The organism is Kitasatospora aureofaciens (assembly GCF_019192735.1).
In the GTDB taxonomy this organism is placed as follows: domain Bacteria; phylum Actinomycetota; class Actinomycetes; order Streptomycetales; family Streptomycetaceae; genus Kitasatospora; species Kitasatospora aureofaciens_A.
The window spans coordinates 141736-168728 of sequence record NZ_JAHTKP010000011.1 but is presented as its reverse complement, the minus strand read 5'-3'; the positions used below and the strand labels follow the sequence as shown (position 1 = coordinate 168728).

The following is a 26993-nucleotide window of genomic DNA, read 5'->3' as shown; positions in this document are numbered from 1 at the left end:
CCCCGCGGCGGCTCACCCCGTCCGGTAGGCGTTCCTAGCGCCCGCGCAGCTGGTGCAGGTCCCGGCGCTCGCGCTTGGTCGGGCGGCCGGCGCCGCGGTCGCGCTCGGCGACCGCCGGGACGAACTCGCGCGGCGGTCGCGGCGGGCTGTTGTCCACCAGGCATTCGGCCGCCACCGCCGCGCCGACCCGCTTGCGGACCAGCTTCTGTACGACGACGACCCGCTCGTGGCCCTCCTCGCGCACCCGCACCTCGTCCCCGGGCCGCAGTGGCTGGGCCGGCTTGGCCCGCTCGCCGTTCACCCGGACGTGCCCGGCCCGGCAGGCCGCCGCCGCCAGCGCCCGCGTCTTGGTGAGCCGGACCGACCAGATCCAGCTGTCGACCCGGACGCTTCCCTCGTCTTCCGCCATCCCCGGACTCTACCCAAGCAAGCTAAGCGGCCGCCGGCGCCTCCTGGACGGCCCAGCCGTTCCCGTCCGGGTCGTTGAAGAACACGAACGAGTTCCACGCCTCGCCGTGCCCGTTCACCCGGACCCCCGCCTCGAAGTGCTGCACCGGACTGACCTCCACGCCCCGCGCCGCCAGTTCGGCATGCGCCTTGTCGATGTCCGGCACCACCAGCTGGAGGCCCTTCACCGACCCGGGCGGCGCCTCGATCACTCCGCTCCCCACGACGATCGAGCATTTCGAGCCCGGCGGCGTCAGCTGGACCACCCGGACCCCGTCCCGCAGCCGGGTGTCGTGATCGACCGTGAAGCCGGCCCGCTCCTCGTAGAACAGCTTCGCCCGGTCCACGTCCGCCACCGGGACCACGACCACTTCGAGTTTCCAGTCCATCGCCCTCACCCCTTCGGTCGGGCTCTTCCAGTATCCGTCCGCCGTTCCCGGTCGGACGGTCGGCTAGCCTGAGAACACGATGAATCCCGAGAGCACGCCCGCCGCCGCGACCCCGTTCACCACCCCTTGGGGCACCTTCCGGCTCACCCGTTACCCCGAGGACCCGCGCGAGCGGCTGCGCGCCTGGGACGCCGCCGACGAGTACCTGCTGCGCCACCTCGCGGGCGAGACGGACAGTGCCGACGGCGCGGCCACCGAGCTGGCCGGCCGCCGGGTCGTCGTCCTCGGCGACCGCTGGGGCGCGCTGGCCACCGCGCTCGCCGCCCACGAGCCCATCCAGATCGGCGACTCCCACCTCGGCCGCGAGGCCACCCGCGCCAACCTCGTGCGGGCCGGCGCCGCCACCGACCCGGCCCGGCTGCTCACCACCCGTGACACCCCGCCGGAGCGCATCGACGTCCTGCTGGTCCGCGTCCCCAAGAGCCTCGCCCTGCTGGAGGACCAGCTGCACCGGCTCGCCCCGGCCGTCCACCCGGGCACGGTGGTGATCGGCACCGGCATGGTCACCGAGATCCACACCTCCACCCTGCAGCTGTTCGAGAAGATCCTCGGCCCGACCCGCACCTCGCTCGCCGTCCGCAAGGCCCGGCTGATCTTCTGCACCCCCGACCCGGCGCTCGACCCCGGCCCCAACCCCTGGCCGCACCGCTACGCGCTGCCGGGCGACATCGGCCCGGCGTCCGGGCGCACGGTCGTCAACCACGCCGGCACCTTCTGCGCCGAGCGCCTGGACATCGGCACCCGCTTCTTCCTCGGCCACCTGCCGACCCCGGCCCCGGGCGCCCGCGTGGTCGACCTCGGCTGCGGCAACGGCGTGGTGGGGACGGCCGCCGCGCTCGCCGGCCCGGACGCCGAGCTGCTGTTCGTCGACGAGTCGCACCAGGCGGTCGCCTCCGCCGAGGAGACCTTCCGGACCAACCTCGGCCCGGACGCCAGGGCCGAGTTCCTGACCGCGGACGCGCTCGCGCCGGAGGTGATCGCGCCCGGCTCGGTGGACCTCGTGCTGAACAACCCGCCGTTCCACTCCCACCAGGCCACCACCGACGCCACCGCCTGGCGGATGTTCACCGGCGCCCGCCGCGCGCTGCGGCCGGGCGGTGAACTCTGGGTGGTCGGCAACCGTCACCTCGGCTACCACGTCAAGCTGCGCCGCCTCTTCGGAAACTGCCAACTCGTCGCCGGGGACCCCAAGTTCGTGGTGCTGCGCGCCGTCAAGCGCTGAGCCGGACCCACCCCTGCTGAGACTGAGGGGCTGAGTTGGCCCGTGAGTGTCAGGGTTGGCCCGCTTGAGCGTCGGAGTTGGCCCACGGCCGAGAAGTGAAGCGAGCGCGGTGGATCTTCAGCACTGCGTGAGGGGCAGCCGCTGAAGGATGTGATCCAGTGCCGCGGCCCGTTCCGGGTCTTCCATCCAGCGGCGACACTGCTCAGCCCTCCCAAGCTCCCAGTGCTCATGGGTGTGCTGCACGGCAGCCCGCGACCGCAGGAGGGGGACGCCATAGGCGGCCAGCGCCCGCTCCTCCCAGGAGGTGTAGCCACCTGGTTGGTAGCCATTGTGGCTGGGGACAGCCAGGCCATGCTGTCCGGTGGTCTCCAGCTGTCGGTAGGTCTCCATCGCCATGCCGAGCGCCCTGGCCGCCTCGGCGCGGCTGTGGCCTGCGAATACCCGCAAGTGGACCAGGCGCTCGTGGTCGACGGTGCACAGGTCGGCCGGGGCGACGCTCAGGGCGGTCGCAAGGCGCGGCAGCACCTCAGCCTTCGGCACGCGAGTTCCGGCGAGGTGTAGCGGTCGGGAGCGTCAGGGCCGGCCTGTCTGAGCGTGGCAGTTGGCCCGCAGGGTAGCGGTTCGCTCACCCCACCTGCAGGGTTTCGAGAGAAGTCGTGCGGGAGCTTCTACAGGCGGGGTGCCCTGGGCGCATGGAGGCGGTGGGCACGGCGGGAGTCGCTCGGCCGGTGTGGTCGCACAGCTGCACTTTGGATGATCTTGTCGCGCCGTTCGGCATCGATCCGGTCGTGGCGGAACGGCTGGAGACGGGTGCGGGGTGGGCCCGGCGGTGGACGGCAACGTGGAAGACGGCCGGGGCGGACGTGATCTGCCCGGTTCAGGGTCTGGCCGGCGTCCCGGCGCTCGCGTCGGTGCCAGTGCGCGGGTTCACCTGGCGAACGGGGCAGCGGCACCGCCCTGGGCTGCAGTTTCTGCTGGCCACGGGCCGGATGCACGGCTTCGAGAGCCTGGCTGAGCGTCGCCTGCTACTGGCTTTGGACTTCACCGGCGGCGTCGAAGAGGTGTTGTCCCAGCCGTTCAGGCTGCGGTTCACCACGGCCGACGGCGCCGAGGACCACACGCCGGACTTCCTAGTGCTTCTGCCTGGGACGGCTGTGCTGATCGACGTCCGGCCCGCCCATCTGATCAAGGAGAAAGACGCGGTCAAGTTCGCCGCCGCAGACCGGGCGGCGGCTGCGGCCGGATGGCGCTACACGGTGGCGACGGGCTGGCGGCGCCAGGTGCTGACCGGGCTTGATGCGCTTTCCGCCCGCCGGCGCCGGATGACCGACCAACTCGGGTTGCAAAGCGAGTTGATGGAGCTGGTCCACGAATGTCCTCGGAGGTTCGGTCACGGTTCGACTGCTGTTTCAAGAGGGACACACACCTCAGTTGACCATGATCCACCTGACTGTGAGTCACCGAGCGAAAGTCAGGCGTAGACGGTGGCCCGGACCTGGTCCAGGTCCGCGAGCAGGGTGTCCAGCTGCGAAGGGTCGTTGGCGTAGGCGAGCACGGCTCGGTAGAACGCGCTCTGCATCGCGTCCGGCATCAGGTCGGAGGCGTCGAACCGTACCGCCCGGGCGTCGACCAGCAGTTGGCCCAGGCGGCGGGACAGGGCATCCGGGTAGACGGTGGTGGGCACCTGGCGGTTGGGGCTCAGCGCACCGCCGCGGGCCACCCAGATCTGCTGCGCCTCGGGTGTCGTGAGGTAGGCGACGAGCTGCTGGGCGGCCGGGGTGGCGTGGAACATGCCGAGCAGGTCGCCCGCCACCTCCTCGGTGCCCTTGAACCCTTCGTCGATGGTCGGGAACCGGGCGAAGTCGTAGTCCTCGCCGGCCTTGAGCTGCGGGTCGCCCTGCTGGTAGTAGTCCGTGATGAAGGACGCCGCGTGCTCGAAGTAGCAGCCCGGCTGCCGGCCGAACAGCGAGCCGCCCGAGCCGGCGAAGTTGGTGAGCAGCATGCCGCGGGAGTCACCGCGGACCAGGCCCTTGGCGGCGACCACGTCTCCCCAGGTCTGCCAGGCCCGTTTGATCGCAGGAGAGTTCCAGGCGAGCACGCCGCTGGCCCACTGGTCGTAGACGTCCGGCCCGGACTGGGCGAGGACGATGTCCTCCAGCCAGTCGGTGCCCGGCCAGCCGGAGGCGGAGCTCGACTCCAGCCCGACACACCACGGGGGGACACCCGACCCGGCGATCTGCCGATCCAGGGTGTTCAACTGGTCCCAGCTGCCGGGCGGCGTCCAGCCGTGTGCGGCAAGGGCCTTGGGGGAGTACCAGATGAGGCTCTTCACCGAGGCCTTGACGAACACGGCGTACTGCTTGCCGTCCACGGCGCCCAACCGCACCCAGCTCGCTCCGTACTGCGCGGCCATGCCCGGCAGGTCGAGCGCACCGTCGAGCGGGGCCAACCGACCGGCCCGGGCGTACTGCACCAGCTTTCCGGGACTGGAGAGGACGGCGAGATCGGGCGGCGTCCCGTTGCCGACCCGGTCGGCCAGCACGGTGTCGGAGTCCCGGGAGCCCTGGTAGTCCACCCTGATCCCGGTCCGCCGCTCGAACGGCGCGACCATGGCCAGGAACGAGTCCCGCTCGCTGCCGGTCCAGGTGCCGAGCACATGGACCACAGGTCCCGACTCGCCGCTGCTGCAGGCCGTGGGGCCGAAGAGGGCGACCAGCAGCAGGGCGAGACCGGCCCGGGCCCAGCGGCCTGCCCTGCTCATCGCGCGGCCCGGTACTCGTCGATCCGTGGCCAGAGGCCGCCCAGGCAGAGCACCGCGATGGCGGCGCACAGCACCGGGAGCGCGCGGCCCAGGCCCAGGTCGGAGCGGGCCGCTGACTCGGCATCGGCCAGCCGTTGCCGGTCCAGCTCCGTGAGACGGGCCAGGTCGGCGTCGAACGCCGCGCCGGCGCCGCCCAGTTGGGCGGCGCCGGGGCCAACAGCCGTGGCCACCACGGCGGGGTCGGCCGCGGCTGCCGTGGCGGGGCCGCGCGTGGCGGCCTGCCGGCGCAGCTCGGCATCGGCCGCGGTGAACTGCTGGAAGTCCTGGAGGGTGTGCAAGGCGGCGTCCCGTTTCGCTGGGGAGGAGTCGGGGCGGAGGTCGGCATCGAACAGGTCGGCGAGGATGCCGTGGAACGTGGGCTGCTGGTTCTCGGCCGCCGCGACCACTCCCGGCGTGACCGGACGGTCTGCCAGCGGGCCGGTGTAGGTGGCGAAGTCGTCGGAAAGGTCCTGTCCGGGGACGGTCTGGACCACCGCCAGCGCATCGCCGCCTGCCGCATCGGCGGCGAGCGCGCGAGCCTGCCAGGCGGCGGTCAGCCGGGGCAGCACCTCGTCGGTGGCGGTGCCGAAGGCCCGGTCGGTGTGCAGGGTCGCCACCACCGTCCAGCTGGCCAGCGCGAGCAGCAGGACGGACGCGGTGAGCAGGCACGGGTTGAGCCGCCGGTTGAAGTGGCGGCTCAGAAAGCGCTGCGTACCGACCAGCAGGACCAGGGCGAGCACCGCAGGGGCGAGCACGCCGAGCAACACGACCGGGGCAAGCCATCCGCTCTGCTGTTGCCGGCTCAGTTCCCGCTGATCGGCGGCCCGCAGTTGCTGGACCTGGGCGAGGACTCCATCACCGGGTTTGTGCATCAGGCTTGAGGCGTAGCTCAAGTAGGCGGCGCCGAGGGCACCTTGGTTCTCGGTGGCGTGCGCCTGTTCGATCAGGCTGGTGTACTCGACGAGCAGTCCCTCGACGGCCTGCAGTCGCCCGCTCCCGGCCGGCCCGGTCGCGTCGTGCTCGGCGGCCCGGGCCAACGCCTGGTGAGCCGACTTCAGATCGTCCTGGTAGCGCTGCCCCGGTCCACTCAGGCGCACCGTCCCCGAGGCGAAGCTCCCGGCCGCGACCCGGTCCGCGTCGGCGAGCAGGTACGACAGCTGCGCGATGTCGACAAGGGCCGGATCGGCGTGGGCTTCGGCGGCGGACACCGTCGTGTGCGCGCCGGCGAGCGCCGCTTCCAGCGTCCCCCACAGCGCCGCCGTGCACAGGACCAGCGCGACCACAACCCGGCGCAGCCGGGCCGGAGTGGTGGGCGGCGCGGCGGGCCTGCGGCCGAAGCGGTGCGACCGTGACCTCACGCCGACAGTGGCCGCCATCCGCATCCCGCCCCACGCTCGGCCCGTCAGGAGCCCGACGGATCGTCGCCCACCCTAGCCGCGCGACTACGGGGTGGCCACCGGAAAGCGGAAAGTGACGGAGCGTCATTTTTCGCCGGCGGACCTGCGAACATCGGCCATCGCCGAGCCCTCCGCATGAGGCGGTTCGCCGGGGAGCCGAAGGGCAACCGAGTCAACGGAGTAACTCCGCCCGTGAAGGAAATCCCGCAGATCGCAGAGCTGATCTCGGGTCGGCAGAGACGACTGAGCGGCATGCCGGGTCACTGCACGACTCTACCGACGCCGGCCGGGCTCATCGGCGTGGGCCAACTCCGACGCTCAGGCGGGCCAACCCTGACGCTCACGGGCGAACTCGGCCACTCAGTCTCACCTGCCCGGGTGGTCCCGCCACATCCTCCTTGCATGGATGTTCCGTGATGCGTATATTCATGCCACGACTAAGGAGGAACGCCATGGCATTTCGAGTCGCCGTCGCCGGCGCGAGCGGGTACGCGGGCGGCGAGGTGCTGCGCCTGCTGCTCGGCCACCCCGAGGTGGAGATCGGGGCGCTGACCGGCGGCTCGAACGCGGGCACCAGGCTCGGCGCCCTGCAGCCGCACCTGATCCCGCTCGCCGACCGCGTCCTCGAACCCACCACCCCCGAGGTGCTGGCCGACCACGACGTGGTGTTCCTGGCGCTGCCGCACGGCCAGTCCGCGGCCGTCGCCGAGGCGCTCGGCCAGAACGTCCTGGTCGTCGACTGCGGCGCCGACTTCCGGCTCAAGGCCGCCGCCGACTGGGAGCAGTTCTACGGCTCCGCGCACGCCGGCACCTGGCCCTACGGCCTGCCCGAACTCCCCGGCCACCGGGCCGCGTTGAAGGGCAGCAACCGGATCGCCGTGCCCGGCTGCTACCCGACGGCCGTCTCCCTCGCCCTGTTCCCGGCGTACGCGGCCGGGCTCGCCGAGCCCGAGGCCGTGGTCGTCGCCGCCTCCGGCACCTCCGGCGCGGGCAAGGCCGCCAAGACCCACCTGCTCGGCAGCGAGGTCATGGGCAGCGTCAGCCCGTACGGCGTCGGTGGCGTGCACCGGCACACCCCGGAGATGTCGCAGAACCTCTCCCCGCTCGCCGGCGAGCCGGTCACCGTCTCCTTCACCCCCACCCTCGTGCCGATGCCGCGCGGCATCCTCGCCACCTGCTCGGCCAAGGCCAGGCCGGGCGTGACGGCCGAGAGCCTGCGCGCCGCGTACGCCGAGGCATTCGTGGCCGAGCCGTTCGTTCACCTGCTGCCCGAGGGCCAGTGGCCGCAGACCAGCAGCGTGTACGGCGCCAACACCGCCCTCGTCCAGGTCGCCCTGGACCCGACCGCCGGGCGGATCATCGCGATCAGCGCGATCGACAACCTCGTCAAGGGCACCGCGGGCGGTGCGGTGCAGAGCATGAACATCGCCCTCGGCCTGCCCGAGGAAATGGGCCTTCCCGTGAACGGAGTCGCACCTTGAGCAGCAGCATGAACGTGGGCGTGACGGCGGCCAAGGGCTTCCGCGCCGCCGGGGTCACCGCCGGCATCAAGGCCTCCGGCACCCCGGACCTCGCCCTGGTGGTCAACGACGGCCCCGCGCTCGCCGCCGCCGGTGTCTTCACCGCCAACCGGGTCAAGGCCGCGCCCGTCCTCTGGTCCGAGCAGGTCCTCAAGGGCGGCCAGGTCTCCGCCGTCGTCCTCAACTCCGGTGGCGCCAACGCCTGCACCGGCCCGCTCGGCTTCCAGGACACCCACGCCACGGCCGAGAAGGTCGCCGAGGAGCTGAAGCTCAACGCGGGCGAGGTGGCCGTCGCCTCCACCGGCCTGATCGGCCAGCGCCTCCCGATGGACGTGCTGCTGCCCGGCGTCACCCTGGCCGCCCAGGAGCTGAGCGCGACCGGCGGTGCGGCCGCCGCGATCGCGATCAAGACCACCGACACCGTGCACAAGACTTCTCAGGTCACCAGCCCGGCCGGCTGGACGGTCGGCGGCATGGCCAAGGGCGCGGGCATGCTCGCCCCGAGCCTCGCCACCATGCTGGTCGTCCTCACCACCGACGCCGACCTGGACAGCGCCGCCCTGGACGCCGCCCTGCGCGGCGCCACCCGCACCACCTTCGACCGGATCGACTCCGACGGCTGCATGTCCACCAACGACACCGTGCTGCTGCTCGCCTCCGCCGCCTCCGGCGTCACCCCGGACGAGGCCGAGTTCGCCGAGGCCGTCCGCACCGTCAGCGCCGACCTCGCCCGCCAGCTGATCGCCGACGCCGAGGGGGCGAGCAAGGACATCCGGATCGACGTCACCGGCGCCGCCACCGAGGACGAGGCCGTCGACGTCGCCCGGACGATCAGCCGCAACAACCTGCTCAAGTGCGCCATCCACGGCGAGGACCCCAACTGGGGCCGGGTGCTGGCCGCCATCGGTACCACCACGGCCACCTTCGACCCGAACGAGCTGGACGTCGCCATCAACGGCGTCTGGGTCTGCAAGGGCGGCAGCGTCGGGGAGGACCGCGACCTGGTCGACATGACCGGCCGCGAGGTCGTCATCACCGCGCACCTGAACGCCGGCGAGGCGGGCGCGTCCCTGTGGACCAACGACCTCACCGCCGACTACGTGCACGAGAACAGCGCCTACTCCACCTGATCCGGACGAGGGAAACCCGATACCCGTGCAGATCGCACCCAAGGGCGAACAGGCCCGCAACAACACCGCGTTGCCCAAGGCCATGACGCTGATCGAGGCGCTGCCCTGGCTGGAGCGCTTCCACGGCAAGACCGTCGTGATCAAGTTCGGCGGCAACGCCATGGTCGACGACGAGCTCAAGGCGGCCTTCGCCCAGGACGTCGTCTTCCTCCGCTACGCCGGACTGCACCCCGTCGTGGTGCACGGCGGCGGCCCGCAGATCAGCGCCCAGCTGGAAAAGCTGGGCCTGGAGTCCAGCTTCACCAACGGCCTGCGCGTCACAACCCCCGAGACCATGGACGTGGTCCGGATGGTGCTGGCCGGGCAGGTCCAGCGCGAGTTGGTCGGCCTGCTCAACGAGCACGGCCCGTTCGCGGTCGGCATAACCGGCGAGGACGCGCACACCATGACCGCCGTCAAGCGGTACGCGGTCGTGGACGGCGAGCAGGTCGACATCGGCCTGGTCGGCGACATCGTCAACATCGAGGCCGGCGCGGTGAAGGCGCTGATCGGTGACGGCCGCATCCCGGTGATCTCCTCGATCGCGCGCGGCGCCGACGGCCACGTCTACAACATCAACGCCGACACCGCCGCCTCCGCCCTCGCGGTCGCGCTCGGCGCCGAGATGCTGGTGGTCCTCACCGACGTCGAGGGTTTGTACAAGGACTGGCCGAACTCCGACGACGTGATCAGCCAGCTCGGCGCGAGCGAGCTGGAGGCGCTGCTGCCCGGCCTGGCCAGCGGCATGCTCCCCAAGATGGAGGGCTGCCTGCGCGCCGTCCGCTCCGGCGTGGGCACCGCCCGCGTCCTGGACGGCCGGGTGCCGCACAGCCTGCTGCTGGAGATCTTCACCGACGAGGGCATCGGCACGATGGTCGTGCCGGACGACGAAGCGACCGTGACCGGGGGACTGGCATGACCGTGAACGAGCAGCTGACGAACCGCTGGCAGCACACGTTCACCGACAACTACGGCACCCCCCGGATCCCGCTGGTCCGCGGCGAGGGCGTGAAGCTCTGGGACGCCGACGGCAAGGAGTACACCGACCTGCTCGGCGGCATCGCCGTCAACGCCCTCGGCACCGCCCACCCGGCGGTCGTCGAGGCCGTGAGCCGGCAGATCGCCACCCTCGGCCACGTCTCCAACCTCTTCATGGCCGAGCCGACCATCGCCCTCGCCGAGCGGCTGCTGAAGCTGGACGGCCGGCCGGGCGGCCGGGTGTTCTTCTGCAACTCCGGCGCCGAGGCCAACGAGGCCGCGTTCAAGATCAGCCGGCGGACCGGCCGCACCCACCTGGTCGCCCTCCAGGGCGGCTTCCACGGCCGGACGATGGGCGCCCTCGCGCTCACCGGCCAGCCCGCCAAGCAGGACCCGTTCCGCCCGCTGCCCGGCGACGTCACGCACGTCCCGTTCGGCGACATCGAGGCGCTGCGCGTGGCCGTCACCACCGGGACCGCGGCCGTCTTCCTGGAGCCGATCCAGGGCGAGAACGGCGCCATCCCGCTGCCCGACGGCTACCTGAAGGCCGCCCGCGAGATCACCCGCGCGACGGGGACGCTGCTGGTCCTGGACGAGATCCAGACCGGCATCGGCCGCACCGGCCACTGGTACGCCCACCAGGCCTTCGAGGGCGTCGAGCCGGACGTCGTCACCCTCGCCAAGGCACTCGGCGGCGGCCTGCCGATGGGCGCTGTGCTCGCCTTCGGGGAGGCCGCCGAGCTGCTCACCCCGGGCCAGCACGGCACCACCTTCGGCGGCAACCCGGTGGCCGCCGCGGCCGGGCTCGCGGTGCTCGACACCATCGAGTCCGAGGGCCTGCTGGAGCACGTCCGCAAGATCGGCGAGCGGCTGCGGCACGGCGTGGAGGCGATCGGCGACCCGCTGGTCTCGCACGTGCGCGGCGCCGGCCTGCTGCTCGGCATCGTGCTCACCGAGCCCGTTTCGGCCAGGATCCAGGCCGCCGCGCAGGACGCCGGCTTCCTGGTCAACGCCGCAGTCCCGGACGCGGTCCGGCTCGCGCCGCCGCTGGTGCTGACCGAGCAGGAGGCGGACGCCTTCCTCTCCGCCCTGCCCGGCATCCTCCGGACGGTGCGGGAGAGCGCCCCGGGCGATGCGAGCTGACCGTAGTCCGGGAGAATAATCACATGACCGCTTCCCACTCCGGCCAGTCCGCCGCCGGCCCGACGCCGCAGGTGCCGCAGACCCGCACCGCGCGCCACCGGCGGATCGTGGACCTGCTCACCCGCCAGCCCGTGCGCTCGCAGAGCCAGCTCGCCAAGCTGCTCGCCGACGACGGACTCGTGGTCACCCAGGCCACCCTCTCGCGGGACCTGGACGAACTGGGCGCGGTCAAGATCCGCAACCGGGACGGCGCGCTGATCTACGCGGTCCCGGCCGAGGGCGGCGACCGCACGCCGCGCGCCCCGATGGGGGAGTCGGCCAGCGAGGGGCGGATGGCCCGGCTGGCCGGCGAGCTCATGGTCTCCGCCACCGCCTCCGGCAACCTGGTGGTGCTGCGCACCCCGCCGGGGGCCGCGCAGTTCCTCGCCTCGGCGATCGACCAGGCCGAGGTGTTCGAGATCATCGGCACCATCGCCGGCGACGACACCGTCCTGCTGATCAGCCGGGACCCGGCCGGCGGGCAGGCGCTCGCCGACCACCTCATGCAACTCGCCCAGGCCAAGGCGCAGTAGCGTCCGAGCACCCGAGCACCTCACAACCCCGGCCGGTGGACTCCCACCGGCCGGGGTTTTGTGTTTCATACGGAGTCGTGCATACTTATGCCCATCGCCGCAAACCTGTACGGCTACTTCGGCCAGTACGCACAGCTGTAAGGAGAAAGCCGTGACCGAGCGCGTCATACTCGCCTACTCGGGCGGACTGGACACGTCCGTCTGCATCGGCTGGATCGCCGAGGAGACCGGCGCCGAGGTCATCGCCGTCGCCGTCGACGTCGGCCAGGGCGGCGAGGACCTGGACGTCATCCGGCAGCGGGCGCTGGACTGCGGGGCCGTCGAGGCCGAGGTCGCGGACGCCCGCGAGGAGTTCGCCGACGAGTACTGCCTGCCGGCCCTCAAGGCCAACGCGCTCTACCAGGGCCAGTACCCGCTGGTCTCCGCGCTCTCCCGGCCGGTGATCGTCAAGCACCTGGCCGCCGCCGCGAAGAAGCACGGCGCCACCACCGTCGCCCACGGCTGCACCGGCAAGGGCAACGACCAGGTCCGCTTCGAGGTCGGCATCAACTCCCTCGCCCCCGGCCTGAAGTGCATCGCCCCGGTCCGCGACTACGCGATGACCCGGGACAAGGCCATCGCCTTCGCCGAGGCCAAGGGTCTGCCGATCGCCACCACCAAGAAGTCCCCGTACTCGATCGACCAGAACGTCTTCGGCCGGGCCGTCGAGACCGGCTTCCTGGAGGACATCTGGAACGCCCCGATCGAGGACGTCTACGAGTACACCCAGAACCCGGCCACCCCGCGCGAGGCCGACGAGGTGGTCATCACCTTCGACGCCGGCGTCCCGGTCGCCGTCGACGGCCGCAAGGTCACCGTCCTGCAGGCCATCGAGGAGCTGAACCGGCGGGCGGGCGCCCAGGGCGTCGGCCGGCTGGACATGGTCGAGGACCGGCTGGTCGGCATCAAGTCCCGGGAGATCTACGAGGCCCCCGGCGCGATCGCCCTGATCACCGCCCACCAGGCCCTGGAGAACGTCACCGTCGAGCGCGAACTCGCCCGCTACAAGCGGCAGGTGGAGCAGCGCTGGGCCGAACTCGTCTACGACGGCCTCTGGTTCTCCCCGCTCAAGCGCGCGCTGGACGGCTTCGTGAACGAGGCCAACCAGTACGTCTCCGGCGACATCCGGATGGTCCTGCACGGCGGCCGGGCCGTCGTCAACGGCCGTAGGTCCGACCAGTCGCTGTACGACTTCAACCTCGCCACCTACGACACCGGCGACACCTTCGACCAGTCGATGTCCAAGGGCTTCATCGAGATCTTCGGGATGTCCTCGAAGCTCGCCGCCCGGCGTGACCTCGCCTGAGCCCACCCGCTAGATTCCCCCAACGCCCGTTTCCCGTAAGGAGCCCACGCGATGACCGCCGACCAGAACGCCGACGTCCGACTCTGGGGCGCGCGCTTCGCCGACGGCCCGTCCGAGGCCCTGGCCAAGCTCTCCGCCTCGGTCCACTTCGACTGGCGCCTCGCGCCGTACGACATCGCCGGCTCCAAGGCCCACGCCCGGGTCCTGCACAAGGCCGGCCTGCTCACCGACGACGAACTCGCCGCCATGCTGGCCGGACTCGACCAGCTGCTCGCCGACGTCGAGGCCGGCACCTTCACCGGCACCGTCGCCGACGAGGACGTCCACACCGCGCTGGAGCGCGGCCTGCTGGAGCGGCTCGGCGCCGAACTCGGCGGCAAGCTGCGGGCGGGGCGCTCCCGCAACGACCAGATCGCCACGCTCTTCCGGATGTACCTGCGGGACCACGCGAAGATCATCGGCGGCCTGATCCTGGACCTCCAGCACGCGCTGGTCGGCCTGGCCGAGGCGCACCCCGACACCGCGATGCCGGGCCGCACCCACCTCCAGCACGCCCAGCCCGTCCTCTTCGCCCACCACGTCCTCGCGCACGTCCAGGCCCTCGGCCGGGACGCCGAGCGGCTGCGCCAGTGGGACGCCCGCACGGCCGTCTCGCCGTACGGCTCCGGGGCGCTGGCCGGCTCCTCGCTCGGCCTCGACCCGCAGGCCGTCGCGGCCGACCTCGGCTTCGAGGGCGGTTCGGTCGGCAACTCCATCGACGGCACGGCCTCGCGCGACTTCGTCGCCGAGTTCGCGTTCGTGACCGCGATGATCGGCATCAACCTCTCCCGGATCGCGGAGGAGGTGATCATCTGGAACACCAAGGAGTTCGGCTTCATCACGCTGCACGACGCCTTCTCCACCGGTTCCTCGATCATGCCGCAGAAGAAGAACCCGGACATCGCCGAGCTCGCCCGCGGCAAGTCCGGCCGGCTGATCGGCAACCTGACCGGTCTGCTGGCCACCCTCAAGGCGCTGCCCCTCGCCTACAACCGGGACCTCCAGGAGGACAAGGAGCCGGTCTTCGACTCCTGCGACACACTGGAGGTGCTGCTGCCCGCGTTCACCGGGATGATGGCCACCCTCACCGTGCACCGGGAGCGGCTGGAGGAGCTGGCCCCGGCCGGCTTCTCGCTCGCCACCGACATCGCCGAGTGGCTGGTCAAGCAGGGCGTGCCGTTCCGGGTCGCGCACGAGGTGGCCGGCGCCTGCGTCAAGGTCTGCGAGGCGCAGGGCATCGAGCTGTCGGACCTGACGGACGAGCAGTTCGCGTCGATCTCCGAGCACCTGACGCCCGAGGTGCGGACGGTGCTCAGCGTGCACGGCGCCATCGCCTCCCGCAACGGGCGCGGCGGCACGGCCCCGTCCGCGGTGGCGGTGCAGCTCGCCGAGGTGAAGGCCGACCTGGCGCGCCAGCAGGAGTGGGTCGGGAACTGACTCCGGGAGCAGTGGGGGAGGGGCGTGGCGGTCGGACCGTCGCGCCCCTTTCCCGTCCGCGCGACCGGCCGGGCGTAACCGGCCCCGCCCGGGCCCGTCAAGCACGGTGTGTGCACCAGCCTTCCGACCGTCCCCTCCGCCGAGGACGTGTTCCTCGCCGAGCGCCGCCGCCGCGTGGTCCGCGACGCGGTGGCCGCCCTGCCCGGCCGCTGCCCCCAGCTGGTCGCCGCCCTCGCCGAGGACCCGCCGCCGACCTACCGCGAACTCTCCGAACGCCTCGGCATGCCCCGCGGCTCCATCGGCCCCACCCGCTCCCGCTGCCTCGCCTGCCTGCGTGCCCTCCTCCACACCGAGCGGTACCTGTGAGGGTTCGAGGTGAATCTCCTCACGCCAGACCCCGCGCGGGCCCCTTCACCCACCCCCATCCCTCGCGTGACCCTCGCCACGTCCAACCCGCGCGCTTCCTCGCTCCACTCCCGCGCGGGCCCCTTCACTCACCCCCATCCCTCGCGTGACCCTCGCCACGTCCAACCCCCCGAAGGTTGAGAGAACCTGACACACGGGTAGAGCGCTGGCGAACGTAGCTCTTGACGGTGCCGCGATCACTCGGATACTGAGCGTGAGCGCGTCGCCGGCGGCATGGTCCCCTCCCGGGCCGTGCGGCTGGTACGTTCGTGCGCCACCCCCGGCCAGGGCAGATCCCCGGCCGGGACACCTCCGGCAGGGCATCCGGTGCGGCACCCTCACGTTTGCGCGCCGGGCACGACGATGGGGAGGCCCCAGCACATGGGCATGAGCGTGATCATCTCGGCGGCGGACGACGAGGACGCGGAGCAGATCCTCAAGCTTCAGTACCTCGGTTACCAGGCCGAGGCGGAGCTGTACGGCGACTGGGCGATCGAGCCCCTGACACAGAGCCTGGAGAGCCTGCGCGCCGAACTGTCCGAGCAGCACTTCCTGGTCGCCCGGCTGGGCGACGAGGTGGTCGGTACCGTCCGCGGCCACGTCGACGCCGACGGCATCGGCCGGATAGGGCGCCTGGTGGTCCACCCCCGGATGCAGCGACACGGCCTGGGCGGCCGGCTGCTGAACGCGCTGGAGCGCCGCCTGGTCGAGGACGGCCGCCCGGTGACCGCGTACCGCCTGTTCACCGGCCACCGCAGCCTCGGCAACCTACGCCTGTACGCCCGCCAGGGCTACCGCCAGACCGAGGTCGAGCAGGTCAGCAGCCGGCTGAGCTTCGTGCATCTGGAGAAGTCCGCCGCGTCACAACTCGCCGCGACCGCCTGAGCCCTTTCGCCCGTTCGCACCCGTTCAGATCTGTTCGCACCCGCCCATGCCCCCTCGGCGCCGCCAACATCCGGACACCCCGGTGGCGGCGCCGAGCCGTATCGCCGCAGGTAGTGGCGTTGACTGTCCGCATTGCGGACATCGCATCCACATAATTGGGCCACAAATAGGCCCATCTGATTTACTGGCTCACATGACTGCGACGACGAAATGGACCCCCACCGGCACTCTGCCGGCAGGTGAGCGTGCCATGTGCCGTCGAATGTGTCACTGCTGAGGGCCACCGTCCCCCTCCTCGCGCCCCGAAGCGAGACCCCGGCGCCCGTTCCCGTTCGTGTGAGCGCGCCCAGCCTGCCGTACCCCTTCCTTTTCCTTTCGCCTGCCCGCACACCCGCGGGTGCCGATGACCCGTAGCCGATGACTCGTAAGGGCCACGCCGTCGCGCGGCCCCGCCGTCCAGCGGCCACGATCAAGGGGTGGCAGGTCCGGATCCCCCTGGCGAAGCGCCGTGGACGCCGCCGACCGCAACCCGGTCGGGCGGTCGACGCGCCGCCCGCCCCTGACCCACGGAAGCAGCTGTGATCACCACCACGGACCTCACGAAGGTCTACCGCTCCCGAGGCCGCGAGGTGACCGCCCTCGCCGGCGTCGACCTGCACGTCCGCCCGGGCGAGGTCTACGGAGTCGTCGGCACCAGCGGCGCCGGCAAGTCCACCCTCATCCGCTGCGTGAACATGCTGGAGCGTCCGACCTCCGGCACCGTCACCGTGGACGGGGTCGAGCTGACCGCGCTGTCCGGCGGCGAGAACCGGGCCGGCAAGGAACTGCGCGAGGCCCGGCGCCGGATCGGCATGGTCTTCCAGCACTTCAACCTGCTCTCCTCACGGACGGTGCAGCAGAACGTCGAACTCCCGCTGGAGATCATCGGCCTGGACCGCACCGAGCGCCGCCGCAGGGCCGCCGAGCTGCTCGACCTGGTCGGCCTCGGCGACAAGGCCCGCAGCTACCCCAACCAGCTCTCCGGCGGCCAGAAGCAGCGCGTCGGCATCGCCCGCGCGCTGGCCGGCGATCCGAAGGTGCTGCTCTCCGACGAGGCCACCTCGGCGCTCGACCCGGAGACCACCCGCTCGATCCTCAGGCTGCTGCGCGACCTCAACCAGCAGCTCGGCCTGACCGTCCTGCTGATCACCCACGAGATGGACGTCATCAAGTCCGTCTGCGACTCCGCCGCCCTGATGCGCGGCGGCCGGGTGGTCGAGTCCGGCGAGCTGACCGACCTGCTCGCCAAGCCCGGTTCGGAGCTGGCCCGCGAGCTGTTCCCGCTGAGCGAGTTCGGCACCGGCCACGCCGGGTCGACCGTGCTGGAGATCACCTTCCAGGGCGACACCTCGGCCCAGCCGTTCGTCTCCCAGCTCGCCCGCACCTACCAGATCGACATCAACATCCTGGGCGCCGCGGTGGAGACCATCGCCGGCCGGATGGTCGGCCGGATGCGGGTCGAGCTGTCCGGCGCCCACCAGGACAACGTGGTGCCGATCGGCTACCTGCGCGAACAGGGCCTGCAGGTGGACGTACTGGGCGCGGCGGACGGAGCGTTGGCATGACCTGGGACCAGATGCAGGCCCTGATGTGGCCGGCCACGCAGGAGACCTTCCAGATGGTCGGCGTGTCCGCGGCCGTCACCGTGCTGCTCGGCCTGCCGCTGGGCGTCCTGCTGGTGCTGACCGACAAGGGCGGCCTGCTGGCCAACCGGGCCGTCAACAAGGCCATCGGCTTCGTGGTGAACATCGCCCGCTCGGTGCCGTTCATCATCCTGATGATCGCGCTGATCTCCTTCACCCGCTGGCTGGTCGGCACGTCGATCGGCTGGCAGGCGGCGACCGTGCCGCTCACCATCGGCGCCATCCCGTTCTTCGCGCGCCTGGTCGAGACCTCCGTCCGCGAGGTCGACCGCGGCCTCGTCGAAGCCGTCCAGTCGATGGGCGGCAGCACCTGGACGATCGTCCGCAAGACGCTGCTCCCCGAGGCACTGCCGGGCCTGGCGGCCTCGGTGACCACCACGATCATCACGCTGGTCAGCTACTCCGCGATGGCCGGCACCGTCGGCGGCGGCGGCCTCGGCACCCTCGCCGTCAACTACGGCTACCAGCGCTTCGAGACCGCCTTCATGTGGGTCATCGTCGCGGAGCTGGTGATCATCGTCACCGCCGTCCAGCTGCTCGGCGACTTCGCCGTCCGAAGCCTCGCCAACCGCGGCCGCACCGGCGGCCGGACCCGCCTGCTCGGCCGCACCCCGGCCGGCCCGGCCACCCCCGACGAGGACGTCGTCGCCTCCTAGACCTCCCGCGCCCGACTCCGGCCGCGGCTCCCCGTATCACGCAGAAAGGCACTTTTCGTGCGCAACGCCCTGAAGTTCACCAGCGTCCTCGCCACCGCCGGCGTCGCCCTCTCGCTCGCCGCCTGCGGCAGCTCCGGCTCCTCGGGCTCCTCGGACCCGAACGCGCCGCTGACCGTCGTCGCCAGCCCCACCCCGCACGGGCAGATCCTCAAGTTCGTCAAGGACAACCTCGCGGACAAGGCCGGCCTCAAGCTCGACATCAAGGAGGTCACCGACTACGTGACCCCCAACACGGCGGTGCAGGACGGTTCGGCCGACGCCAACTACTTCCAGCACGTCCCGTACCTGGAGGACTTCAACAAGAAGCACGGCACCGACCTCGTCTCGGTCGAGCCCGTGCACCTGGAGCCGCTGGGCGTCTACTCCAAGAAGGTCAAGGCGATCACCGACCTGCCGGACGGCGCCACCATCGGCCTGCCCAACGACGCCACCAACGAGGGCCGCGCGCTCAAGCTGCTCGCCGACAACAAGCTCATCACGCTCAAGGACGGCGCCGGCACCGCCGCCACCCCGGCCGACATCACCGGCAACCCGAAGAACCTCAAGTGGAAGGAGCTGGAGGCCGCCCAGCTGCCCCGCTCCGTCGCCGACCTCGACGCCGCCGTCATCAACGGCAACTACGCGCTCGACTCCGGCCTGAAGCCGGCCACCGACGCGCTCGTCCTGGAGAAGGCCGAGGGCAACCCGTACGCCAACATCCTCGCCGTCAAGAAGGGCAAGGAGAACGACCCGCGGGTCAAGAAGCTCGCCGAGCTGCTGCACTCCGACGAGGTCAAGAAGTACATCGACGACACCTTCAAGGGCTCGGTCGTCCCGGCCTTCTGAGCCGCGATCCGATCCGCGCCCTGACCTCCGACCGGGCCCCCGCCGCACCTCGGCGCGGGCCCGGTCGGGCAGTATGCACCAGTGACGCCCTGGCCGACGGCGTTCTGACGTACCGTCGTGCGGGCGGCGCACCGCGTGATACCCAGCGCGCGGCGCAGGCGTACGGTGTTGTGTTCACGACCCGGCGAGGAGAGACGGCATGGCAGCGAGCTTCCCCGAGACCGCCATCAGCACCGAGCGGCTGCTGCTGCGACCCCTTGCGGAGGACGACGCGTCCGGCCTGGCCGCGATGATGGCCGACGACCTCGTGCTGGCCTGGACGGACCTCCCGCACCCCTTCACCGAGGAGTACGCGGCCGAACTCGCCCGCGCCCTGGCCCCCGCCCACCGGGCCGCCGGGCGCGGCATCGTCCTCGCCGTCACCGAGCACCTCACCCAGCGCCTGGTCGGCCTGGTCGAGCTGCGCAACACCGACTGGCGGCTGCGCTCCACCGAGATCGCCTACGTCACCGCCGCCTGGGCGCGCGGCGAGGGCTACGCGCCGGAGGCCGTCCTCGGGGTCGCCCAGTGGCTGTTCGAGGACCGCGACTTCCTGCGGCTGGAGATGCGCACCGCCGCCGGGAACACCTCCGGCCAGCAGGTCGCCCAGAAGATCGGCGGCATCAGCGAGGGCGTGCTGCGCAGCGCGTGGATAGTCAGGGGGGAATCCGGCGAGGTGGTGGAAGAGAGCCGCAGTGACGTCATCCTGTGGAGCCTCCTCCCCGAGGACCTGGAGGCCCCGGAGCCGCATCACCTCGGCCGGCACGGCGACCACCGCTACGTACTGCGCGACTGACTTCGCCCGCATTCGTCTCCCACCCTTCACGGACAGGTGTACGAGATGTCGGCACCGATGGGATCACACCCGGTAGCCTCTGTCCGGCGCCGTACTCCGGCGCGGTTTGTCGGCGCACCGACGCGCGCACCGAGTCGAGCGCGCACCTTTTGTCGAGCGCGCACCGAGTCGAGGGAGAACGGCCGCAGATGGCTGACCGGATCACGGTCATCGGGTGGGACGGCACGCCGCTGACCGAGGCCGCCGGTGCGGCCCTCGCCGCGGCGACCCTGGTGGCCGGCGCCCCCTACCAGCTGGGCGCCCTCCCGGTGCCGCCCGCCGCCGAGCGGATCGCGCTCGGCAACATCCAGCAGGCCGCCCGCACGATCGCCGAGCACCGCGGCGCCGCCGTCGTGGTCGCCGAGGGCGACCCGGGCTTCTTCGGCGTCGTCCGCGCCCTGCGCCGTCCCGAGTACGGCCTCGAACTCGAAGTCCTGCCCGCCGTCTCCTCCGTCGCCGCCGCCTTCGCCCGGGCGGGCATGCCCTGGGAGGACGCCCAGGTGGTCAGCGCCCACGGCGGACGGCTGCGCCGCGCGGCCAACATCTGCCGGGCCCATCCCAAGGTCGCGGTGCTCACCGCCCCCGGCGCCGGGCCGGGCGAACTCGCCCTCATGCTGCGCGGGGTGCACCGCACCTTCGTCGTCTGCGAGGCCCTCGGCACCCCCGACGAGGACGTCACCGTCCTCACCTCCGACCGGATCGCCGATCACACCTGGCGCGACCCCAACGTGGTGCTGGTGATCGGCGGCAACAGCGGCGCCGCCCCGGCCGGGGCGGCGGACGAGGCGGCCGGCTGGCTCGCGGGGCGCCCGGTGGGCTTCCCCGGCGCGGAACGCGGCTGGGCGCTCCCCGGCGACGCCTACGCGGGCGCCCGGCGCACGGACGAGCCGGGCGCATCGGTAGCGCTGCCCGCGCACGTGCGCGCCCTGGTGCTGGCCCGTCTGGGTGCACGTCCCGGGGACCTGGTCTGGTCGGTCGGCGCGGGCAGCGGCGCCCTCGCGGTGGAGGCGGCCCGGTTCGGCGCCGCCGTGGTCGCCGTCGAGGCGTCCCGCTCGGCCTGCGCCCGGCTGGCCGTCAACGCCCGCCGGTACGGCGTCGAGGTGGAGACCGTGCACGGCCGCGGCCCCGAGGTGCTGGGCGGGCTGCCCGAGCCGGACGCGGCGGTGGTCGAGTCGGGCGAACTGGACGTGGTGCGCGCGGTGCTGGCCCGCAGGCCCGAGCGGTTCGTGGCGGTGCCCCGGACCTTCGCCGAGGCGGAGGAGATCCGCCGGGCCATCACCGAGGCCGGCTACCGGGCGGACGGCGCGCTGCTGCATGCCACCCCGCTGCGCGGCGCCGACGGCGGCGGGCTGGAGCTCGGGGCGGGCGAGCCGGGCGCGCTGCTGCTCTGGGGTGAGCAGATCGTGTGAAGGCCCGGGGCGCGTCCTGGGCCCGACCGGTGCCGCCGGTGGGGTCCCGGTGACGATCGCGGCGGGCCCGGGCGGTGATCCAGGTCGCATCCGGACACTGATTCGAGAGGTGACGACGCCGGGCCGGTAGTGTGGCGTCCTGGGCGGCCGCGGTGGTCGGTGACCAGCCCGATCCGGTCGGTTTGTCACCTTTTGACGCGGCGCAACTCCCCCAGCCTGGCGGCCGGGAGGTGCCCCCAGGGCCGGCTCGGAGTGTGGGCAATTCGACGGGCCGCGTGCCGGACCTGGAGAATGCCGTAGGGTCCGGTGCGGTGGTGCCGGTCGCCCCGGGTTGTCGTTGTTTCAGATGGCGCGCCGCCCCGCAGGGGAGGCGCGCGGACCGGGGTGCCGCAGCGCGCCGGAAGGACTTTGGCCGCAGCGCCTCGGCGCGGCGGCCGTATGTGGTTGAGGGGCGGGTCGGTGCTGGCCCGGCCCTGCGGATGGGCGCTGCGGTCGGTGATCGTGTCGCCAAGGGCGCGGCAGCGGCCTGGAAGGAGCTTTGACAATGACCGATGGCGGCCACGTCCCGGGCGAGGGACTGCCGGAGCACCTGCACGCAGGGCCCGACCCGCTCGGCGGCCCGGAGGGCGTCGCGGCCGCCGCACCCGTGCAGGGTGTCGCACCCGTGCAGGGCGTCATGACCGACGGCGGCGTGATCCCGAACCCGGCGATGCCGGGGACCGGCCTGCCCGGCGCGGTGCCGCCCGCCGGCGTCATCCCGGCGCAGGGCCACCCGCAGGGTGTCCCCGGTTACGGTGTGCCCGGTGAGGGCTGGGCGGTCGACCCGGGTGCTCCGCGCCCGGCTTTCCACTTTCTTGACCAGCCCGACCAGCCGGACGGGCTCGACGACGAGGACGACGTCCTGCTGATGCCCGGCCCGCAGGGCTCCTGGGGCGAGCCGGCCGTGGCCGTCCCGGCCGAACAGCTGCCGGTCGCGCCGCTCCAGGACGGCATGCCGGTGGAGCCGTCCTGGCCGCCGGTGGAGCCGCCGGTGCCGGGCGCCGACCCGGCCGTCCAGGCGCAGCAGCCCTTCGCCGTGCAGCCGCAGATCCAGGAGCCGGTGACGGCCGCTCAGCCGCCGCGCCGCCCACTGCACGCCGGTCCGCCGATCCCGGACCCGTCGCTGATGACCGGCCAGGTCCCGGTCCGCTCGCTCGCCGACCGCGGTCCCTCGCACGGGGGCACGCCCGCGCACGGCATCCCGGTCGTCGGCCGGCCGCCGATGGCCGAGGCCCCGGTGCCGGTGGCGGCGCCCGTGCCGCAGGCCGTTCCGGTCGTGCCCGTGCCGCCGGCCGTGGACGCGGTGCCGGTCGCGGAGGTGCCGGGCGTGGTGGCGGAGGCTCAGAACGCCCAGGCCGTCCAGGAGATCCCGGGCGGTGTGCAGGTGCCGCTGCCCGTCGAGCAGGGTGTGCCGGTCGTGGCCGTCGAGACGGCCGGGGCGATCGAGGTCGTCGAGGTGGTCGAGGCCGCCGCCCCCGTTGAGGTCGTCGAGGCCGAGCCGCAGGCCGTTGCAGTCGACCCGGTCGTCGAGCCGGTCGCCGTCGAGCCGGTCCAGCCGGTCGTCGAGGCACCCGTCGTCGAGGAGGCCGCCCAGGCTGCCGCCGTGGCCGAGCAGGCCGAGGCCACCGCGCCCGCCGGGCAGCCCCGCCGGATCTCCGCCTTCCTCGCCGCGCCGACCCCGCACGGCCTGCCCAAGGTCGGGGCGACCGAGCAGGCGCCGGTGGCCGAGGAGGTCGCCCCGCAGCAGCCCGCTCCCATAGCGCCCGCCGGGGCCGCAGCCGAGCCCCAGCCTCAGCCCGAGGCGGTGGAGGTCCCGGTGGCCGAGGTCGCGGAGGTCGTCGAGGCCGCGGCTGCCGAGGTCGTGGAGGCCGCGGAGCCGGTCGAGCAGACCGTTGCGCCGGAGGCCGTCGAGGCCCCACAGACGGAGCCGCAGGCCGTGGCCGAGACCGCCGCCGGCACCGGCGAGATGCCGTTCGGTCAGGCCGTCGTCGCCGCCGAGGCCGAGCAGCCGCAGGAGGCCGCCGCAGTCGAGACCCAGGTCGAGGCCCCGGTGGAGACCCCGGCCGAAGCCCCGGTCGAGCAGGCCGCCGAGGCCGTCGTGCCCGAGGCCGAGCAGCCGCAGGCCGCCGTCGAGCAGGCCGCCGTCGAGCAGCCCGCCGCTGAGCAGCCCGTCGTGCCCGAGGCCGAGGCCACCCCGGAGGTCGCCGAGCCCGTCGAGGCCGAGCCGCAGCCGGTCACCGCCGAGCCCGCGCCCGAGCCCGCCGAGGCCGTCACCGAGCCGGCCGTCGACCCCCAGGCCGCCGCCGAGGCCGCCCCGGTCGAGGCCCCCCGGGAGCCCGCCGCGACCGAGCCGTCCGCCGAGGAGCAGCCCGCCGAGCAGCCGGCCACGGAGGAGCAGCCGGCCACGGACGAGCAGCCCGCCGAGGCGCAGCCCGTCGCCGAGGAGCCCGCCGAGCCGCGCGGCCCGGCCGCCCCGGCTTACGACGAGGCCGGCCGCGAGGCCGTCCACCAGGTGATCCGCGAGCGCCGCGACATCCGCAACGGTTTCCGCCCGGACCCGATCCCGCACGAGGTGCTGATCCGCGTCCTGGAGGCCGCCCACACCGCGCCCAGCGTCGGCTACTCCCAGCCCTGGGACTTCGTGGTGATCCGCTCGGCGAAGACCCGCCGCCGGATGCACGCCCTGGCCGAGCGCCAGCGCGAGGCGTACGCGGACTCGCTGCCCAAGGGCCGGGCGAAGCAGTTCAAGGAAATCAAGATCGAGGCCATCCTCGACACCCCGGTCAACATCGTGGTGACCGCCGACCGCACCCGCGGCGGCCGGCACACCCTGGGCCGGCACACCCAGCCCCAGATGGCCCCGTACTCGGCCGCCCTGGCGGTCGAGAACCTCTGGCTGGCCGCCCGCGCCGAGGGCCTGGGCGTCGGCTGGGTGAGCTTCTTCGACGACGAGGAGCTGGTCCGCGAGCTCGGCCTGCCCGAGCACCTGGAGGTCGTCGCCTACCTGTGCGTCGGCTTCGTGGACGCCTTCCCGGACGAGCCCGAGCTGGAGCAGCAGGGCTGGGCGAAGAAGCGCCCGCTGTCCTGGGTGGTCCACGAGGAGCAGTACGGCAACCGCGCGCTGCCCGGCGAGGAGCCGCAGAGCCTGCTCGGCGAGACTCTGCGCGGCATCCGCCCGCTGGACGCCAAGGCGCTCGGCGAGGCCTGGGACCGGCAGAAGCGGATGACCAAGCCGGCCGGCTCGCTCGGCATGCTGGAGATCATCTCCGCCCAGCTGTGCGGCCTGTCCCGCAAGTGCCCGCCGCCGATCCCGGAGCCCGCCTGCGTCGCGATCTTCGCCGGTGACCACGGCGTGCACGCCCAGGGCGTCACCCCGTGGCCGCAGGAAGTGACCGCCCAGATGGTCGGCAACTTCCTGGCCGGGGGAGCGGTGGTCAACGCCTTCGCCAAGCAGATCGGCACCGAGGTCTGCGTGGTCGACGTCGGCGTCGCCGCCGAGCTGCCCGACGCCATCCAGCAGGGCCGCACCACCGGTCTGCTGCCGCGCAAGGTCAAGCCCGGCACCGACGACATGACCCAGGGCCCGGCGATGACCCGCGAGGAGGCCCTCAAGGCCATCGAGGTCGGCATCGAGACCGCCCGCGACCTGGTCGCGGCCGGCAACAAGGCGCTGGTCACCGGCGACATGGGGATCGCCAACACCACCGCCTCGGCCGCCCTGATCTCGGTCTTCACCGGCCTCGACCCGGCCGAGGTCACCGGCCGCGGCACCGGCATCGACGACGAGACGCACGCCCGCAAGGTCGACGTGATCCGCGCCGCGCTGGCCCTGCACCAGCCCGACCCGGCCGACCCGATCGGCGTCCTCGCCGCCATCGGCGGCCTGGAGCACGCGGCCATCGCCGGCTTCCTGCTGGGCGCCGCCTCGCTGCGCACTCCGGTGGTGCTGGACGGCGTGATCGCCGGTTCGGCCGCGCTGGTGGCCAAGGCGATCGCCCCCGAGGTGCTGGCCGCCTGCATCGCCGGCCACCGCTCCGCCGAGCCCGGCCACCAGGCCGCGCTGGCGAAGCTCGGCCTGCGTCCGCTGATCGACCTGGACCTGCGGCTCGGCGAGGGCACCGGTGCCCTGCTGGCTCTGCCGCTGGTGCAGAGTGCGGCCCGCGCGATGCACGATGTAGCCACCTTCGACTCCGCCGGGGTCACCGAGAAGGCCTGACGTTCCCGTCACCGCTCCGCGGGCCGGCCCGAGGGCGCGCCGGCCCGCGGAGCGGCGTCTCGCCGTACCGCCCCACACCCGCACGCCCGATCAGGAGCACTGCCGATGACCGCGCCCACCCCGCACCCCAGCACCGAAGGCCGTACCCCCTACCCGGTCGGGCTGCTGCTCGCCGGCCGCCGCGTGGTCGTCGTCGGCGGCGGCCAGGTCGCGCAGCGCCGGCTGCCGGCGCTGATCGCCACCGGTGCGGAACTGCACCTGATATCCCCGGCCACCACCCCGGCCGTCCAGGCCATGGCCGACGCCGGCGAGCTCACCTGGCACCCCCGCCCGTACCAGGACGGCGACCTGGCGGGCGCCTGGTACGCCCTGGTGGCCACCGACGACCCGGCGGTCAACGCCGCGGTCAGCGCGGAGGCCGAGCGCGAGCGGGTGTTCTGCGCCCGCAGCGACGACGCCGCCGCCGCGACCGCCTGGACCCCGGCCAGCGGTCGGGACGCGGGCGCGACCGTTGCCGTCCTCACCGGCGACCCGCGGCACTCCGCCGCCCTGCGCGACGCCATCGTGGACGGCCTGCGGGACGGTTCGCTGGCCGCCCGCCAGTACCGCGCGCACGGCGCCGGCGTCGCCCTGGTCGGCGGCGGCCCCGGCGACCCGGACCTGATCACCGTGCGCGGCCGCCGCCTGCTGGCCGACGCGGACGTCGTCGTCGCCGACCGCCTCGCCCCGCGCGAGCTGCTGGCCGAGCTGCCCGAGCACGTCGAGGTGATCGACGCGTCCAAGATCCCCTACGGCCGGTTCATGGCCCAGGAGGCGATCAACCGGACGCTGATCGAGCACGCCAAGGCGGGCAAGTTCGTGGTCCGGCTCAAGGGCGGCGACCCGTACGTCTTCGGCCGCGGCGGCGAGGAGCTGCTGGCCTGCGCCGAGGCAGGGCTGCCGGTCACCGTGGTGCCGGGCATCTCCAGCTCGATCAGCGTCCCGGCGGCGGCCGGCGTACCGGTCACCCACCGCGGCATGACGCACGAGTTCACCGTGATCTCCGGCCACGTCGGCCCGGACGACGATCGCTCGCTCACCAACTGGGAGGCCGCCGCGAAGATGAGCGGCACCCTGGTGCTGCTGATGGCCGTGGACAAGATCGGCGCGATCGCGGCGAAGCTCGTCGAGCACGGCCGCCCGGCGGACACCCCGGTCGCGATCGTCCAGGAGGGCACCACCGCCGCCCAGCGCCGGGTGGACGCCACCCTGGGCACCGTCGCCGCCGTGGTCGACGCCGAGGGCATCAAGCCGCCGGCCGTGATCGTCATCGGCGACGTCGTCAACGTCCTGGCGGCGGCCTTCCGGCGCTGAACGCGCGCAGTACCCCGGAGCAGGAAGTCGGCCCGGCCGACTTCCTGCTCCGGCCGACGTCCTGCCCGCGC

23 protein-coding genes are annotated in these 26993 nt (G+C 72.9%); 18 read left to right on the top strand and 5 right to left on the bottom strand.

Annotation, left to right across the window (positions count from 1 at the left end; genetic code table 11):
* Window positions 1-34: 34 nt before the first annotated feature.
* Window positions 35-409 carry an RNA-binding S4 domain-containing protein gene (locus KV557_RS14580; protein WP_218200324.1) on the bottom strand — a complete coding sequence of 125 codons (375 nt, stop codon included), beginning with the start codon at window positions 407-409 and terminating at the stop codon, window positions 35-37.
* Window positions 410-431: 22 nt separating this feature from the next.
* Window positions 432-836: a VOC family protein gene (locus tag KV557_RS14575; protein ID WP_218200323.1), complete on the bottom strand. Its 405-nt coding sequence runs from the start codon at window positions 834-836 to the stop codon at window positions 432-434.
* A gap of 79 nt (window positions 837-915) precedes the next feature.
* On the opposite strand from KV557_RS14575, the gene KV557_RS14570 reads away from it, so the two are divergent.
* Complete coding sequence (locus KV557_RS14570; RefSeq protein WP_218200322.1) at window positions 916-2118, top strand: methyltransferase; 1203 nt, start codon at window positions 916-918, stop codon at window positions 2116-2118.
* Window positions 2119-2235: 117 nt separating this feature from the next.
* Here KV557_RS14570 and KV557_RS14565 read toward each other — a convergent pair whose 3' ends face one another.
* Entirely contained in the window at window positions 2236-2658 is a 423-nt protein-coding gene (locus KV557_RS14565) for a hypothetical protein (protein WP_218200321.1), read from the bottom strand.
* A 188-nt stretch (window positions 2659-2846) separates the two neighbouring features.
* On the opposite strand from KV557_RS14565, the gene KV557_RS14560 reads away from it, so the two are divergent.
* On the top strand, window positions 2847-3599 hold the full coding sequence (locus KV557_RS14560; RefSeq protein WP_308129892.1) for a TnsA-like heteromeric transposase endonuclease subunit: 753 nt from the start codon (window positions 2847-2849) through the stop codon (window positions 3597-3599).
* On the opposite strand, the gene KV557_RS14555 is transcribed toward KV557_RS14560, so the two are convergent.
* Both KV557_RS14555 and KV557_RS14550 read right to left on the bottom strand, forming a co-directional pair.
* The gene (locus KV557_RS14555) at window positions 3590-4879 is read right to left on the bottom strand and encodes an ABC transporter substrate-binding protein (protein WP_218200319.1); all 1290 of its coding nucleotides are present in this window, start codon (window positions 4877-4879) and stop codon (window positions 3590-3592) included. The two genes, KV557_RS14560 and KV557_RS14555, sit on opposite strands and share 10 nt — an antisense overlap.
* Complete coding sequence (locus KV557_RS14550; RefSeq protein WP_218200318.1) at window positions 4876-6294, bottom strand: hypothetical protein; 1419 nt, start codon at window positions 6292-6294, stop codon at window positions 4876-4878. The genes KV557_RS14555 and KV557_RS14550 overlap by 4 nt, the downstream gene beginning before the upstream one ends.
* 473 nt (window positions 6295-6767) lie before the next feature.
* On the opposite strand from KV557_RS14550, the gene argC reads away from it, so the two are divergent.
* From argC to cobA, 16 genes are all read left to right on the top strand, one after another.
* Window positions 6768-7796, top strand: a complete 1029-nt coding sequence (gene argC / locus KV557_RS14545; RefSeq protein ID WP_218200317.1) for an N-acetyl-gamma-glutamyl-phosphate reductase — start codon at window positions 6768-6770, stop codon at window positions 7794-7796.
* A 14-nt stretch (window positions 7797-7810) separates the two neighbouring features.
* Window positions 7811-8965, top strand: coding sequence for a bifunctional glutamate N-acetyltransferase/amino-acid acetyltransferase ArgJ (gene argJ, locus KV557_RS14540; RefSeq protein WP_218200365.1), 1155 nt, complete (start codon window positions 7811-7813; stop codon window positions 8963-8965).
* A gap of 82 nt (window positions 8966-9047) precedes the next feature.
* Window positions 9048-9923, top strand: a complete 876-nt coding sequence (argB, locus tag KV557_RS14535) for an acetylglutamate kinase (RefSeq protein WP_218200364.1) — start codon at window positions 9048-9050, stop codon at window positions 9921-9923.
* Complete coding sequence (locus KV557_RS14530; protein ID WP_218200316.1) at window positions 9920-11125, top strand: acetylornithine transaminase; 1206 nt, start codon at window positions 9920-9922, stop codon at window positions 11123-11125. The genes argB and KV557_RS14530 overlap by 4 nt, the downstream gene beginning before the upstream one ends.
* Window positions 11126-11148: 23 nt before the next feature.
* The gene (locus KV557_RS14525; protein ID WP_218200315.1) at window positions 11149-11697 is read left to right on the top strand and encodes an arginine repressor; all 549 of its coding nucleotides are present in this window, start codon (window positions 11149-11151) and stop codon (window positions 11695-11697) included.
* A gap of 151 nt (window positions 11698-11848) precedes the next feature.
* Window positions 11849-13042 carry an argininosuccinate synthase gene (locus tag KV557_RS14520; protein ID WP_218200314.1) on the top strand — a complete coding sequence of 398 codons (1194 nt, stop codon included), beginning with the start codon at window positions 11849-11851 and terminating at the stop codon, window positions 13040-13042.
* Between the two features lie 51 nt (window positions 13043-13093).
* Complete coding sequence (gene argH / locus KV557_RS14515) at window positions 13094-14518, top strand: argininosuccinate lyase (RefSeq protein WP_218200313.1); 1425 nt, start codon at window positions 13094-13096, stop codon at window positions 14516-14518.
* A gap of 108 nt (window positions 14519-14626) precedes the next feature.
* A complete protein-coding gene (locus KV557_RS14510) occupies window positions 14627-14884 on the top strand; it encodes a hypothetical protein (RefSeq protein ID WP_218200312.1) in 258 nt (85 codons plus the stop codon).
* 420 nt (window positions 14885-15304) lie between these two features.
* Window positions 15305-15808 (top strand): GNAT family N-acetyltransferase, encoded by a 504-nt coding sequence (locus tag KV557_RS14505; protein WP_218200311.1) that lies wholly within the window; start codon window positions 15305-15307, stop codon window positions 15806-15808.
* A gap of 578 nt (window positions 15809-16386) precedes the next feature.
* Entirely contained in the window at window positions 16387-17412 is a 1026-nt protein-coding gene (locus tag KV557_RS14500) for a methionine ABC transporter ATP-binding protein (RefSeq protein ID WP_218200310.1), read from the top strand.
* On the top strand, window positions 17409-18146 hold the full coding sequence (locus KV557_RS14495) for a methionine ABC transporter permease (protein ID WP_218200309.1): 738 nt from the start codon (window positions 17409-17411) through the stop codon (window positions 18144-18146). Before KV557_RS14500 ends, KV557_RS14495 begins: the two co-directional genes overlap by 4 nt.
* Window positions 18147-18203: 57 nt before the next feature.
* Entirely contained in the window at window positions 18204-19031 is an 828-nt protein-coding gene (locus KV557_RS14490) for a MetQ/NlpA family ABC transporter substrate-binding protein (protein WP_218200308.1), read from the top strand.
* Between the two features lie 199 nt (window positions 19032-19230).
* Window positions 19231-19866 (top strand): GNAT family N-acetyltransferase, encoded by a 636-nt coding sequence (locus KV557_RS14485; RefSeq protein ID WP_218200307.1) that lies wholly within the window; start codon window positions 19231-19233, stop codon window positions 19864-19866.
* Between the two features lie 188 nt (window positions 19867-20054).
* Window positions 20055-21314: a precorrin-6y C5,15-methyltransferase (decarboxylating) subunit CbiE gene (gene cbiE / locus KV557_RS14480; protein WP_218200306.1), complete on the top strand. Its 1260-nt coding sequence runs from the start codon at window positions 20055-20057 to the stop codon at window positions 21312-21314.
* A 544-nt stretch (window positions 21315-21858) separates the two neighbouring features.
* Window positions 21859-25569, top strand: a complete 3711-nt coding sequence (cobT, locus tag KV557_RS14475; protein WP_218200305.1) for a nicotinate-nucleotide--dimethylbenzimidazole phosphoribosyltransferase — start codon at window positions 21859-21861, stop codon at window positions 25567-25569.
* A gap of 105 nt (window positions 25570-25674) precedes the next feature.
* A complete protein-coding gene (gene cobA / locus KV557_RS14470; RefSeq protein WP_218200304.1) occupies window positions 25675-26922 on the top strand; it encodes a uroporphyrinogen-III C-methyltransferase in 1248 nt (415 codons plus the stop codon).
* Window positions 26923-26993 lie beyond the last annotated feature (71 nt).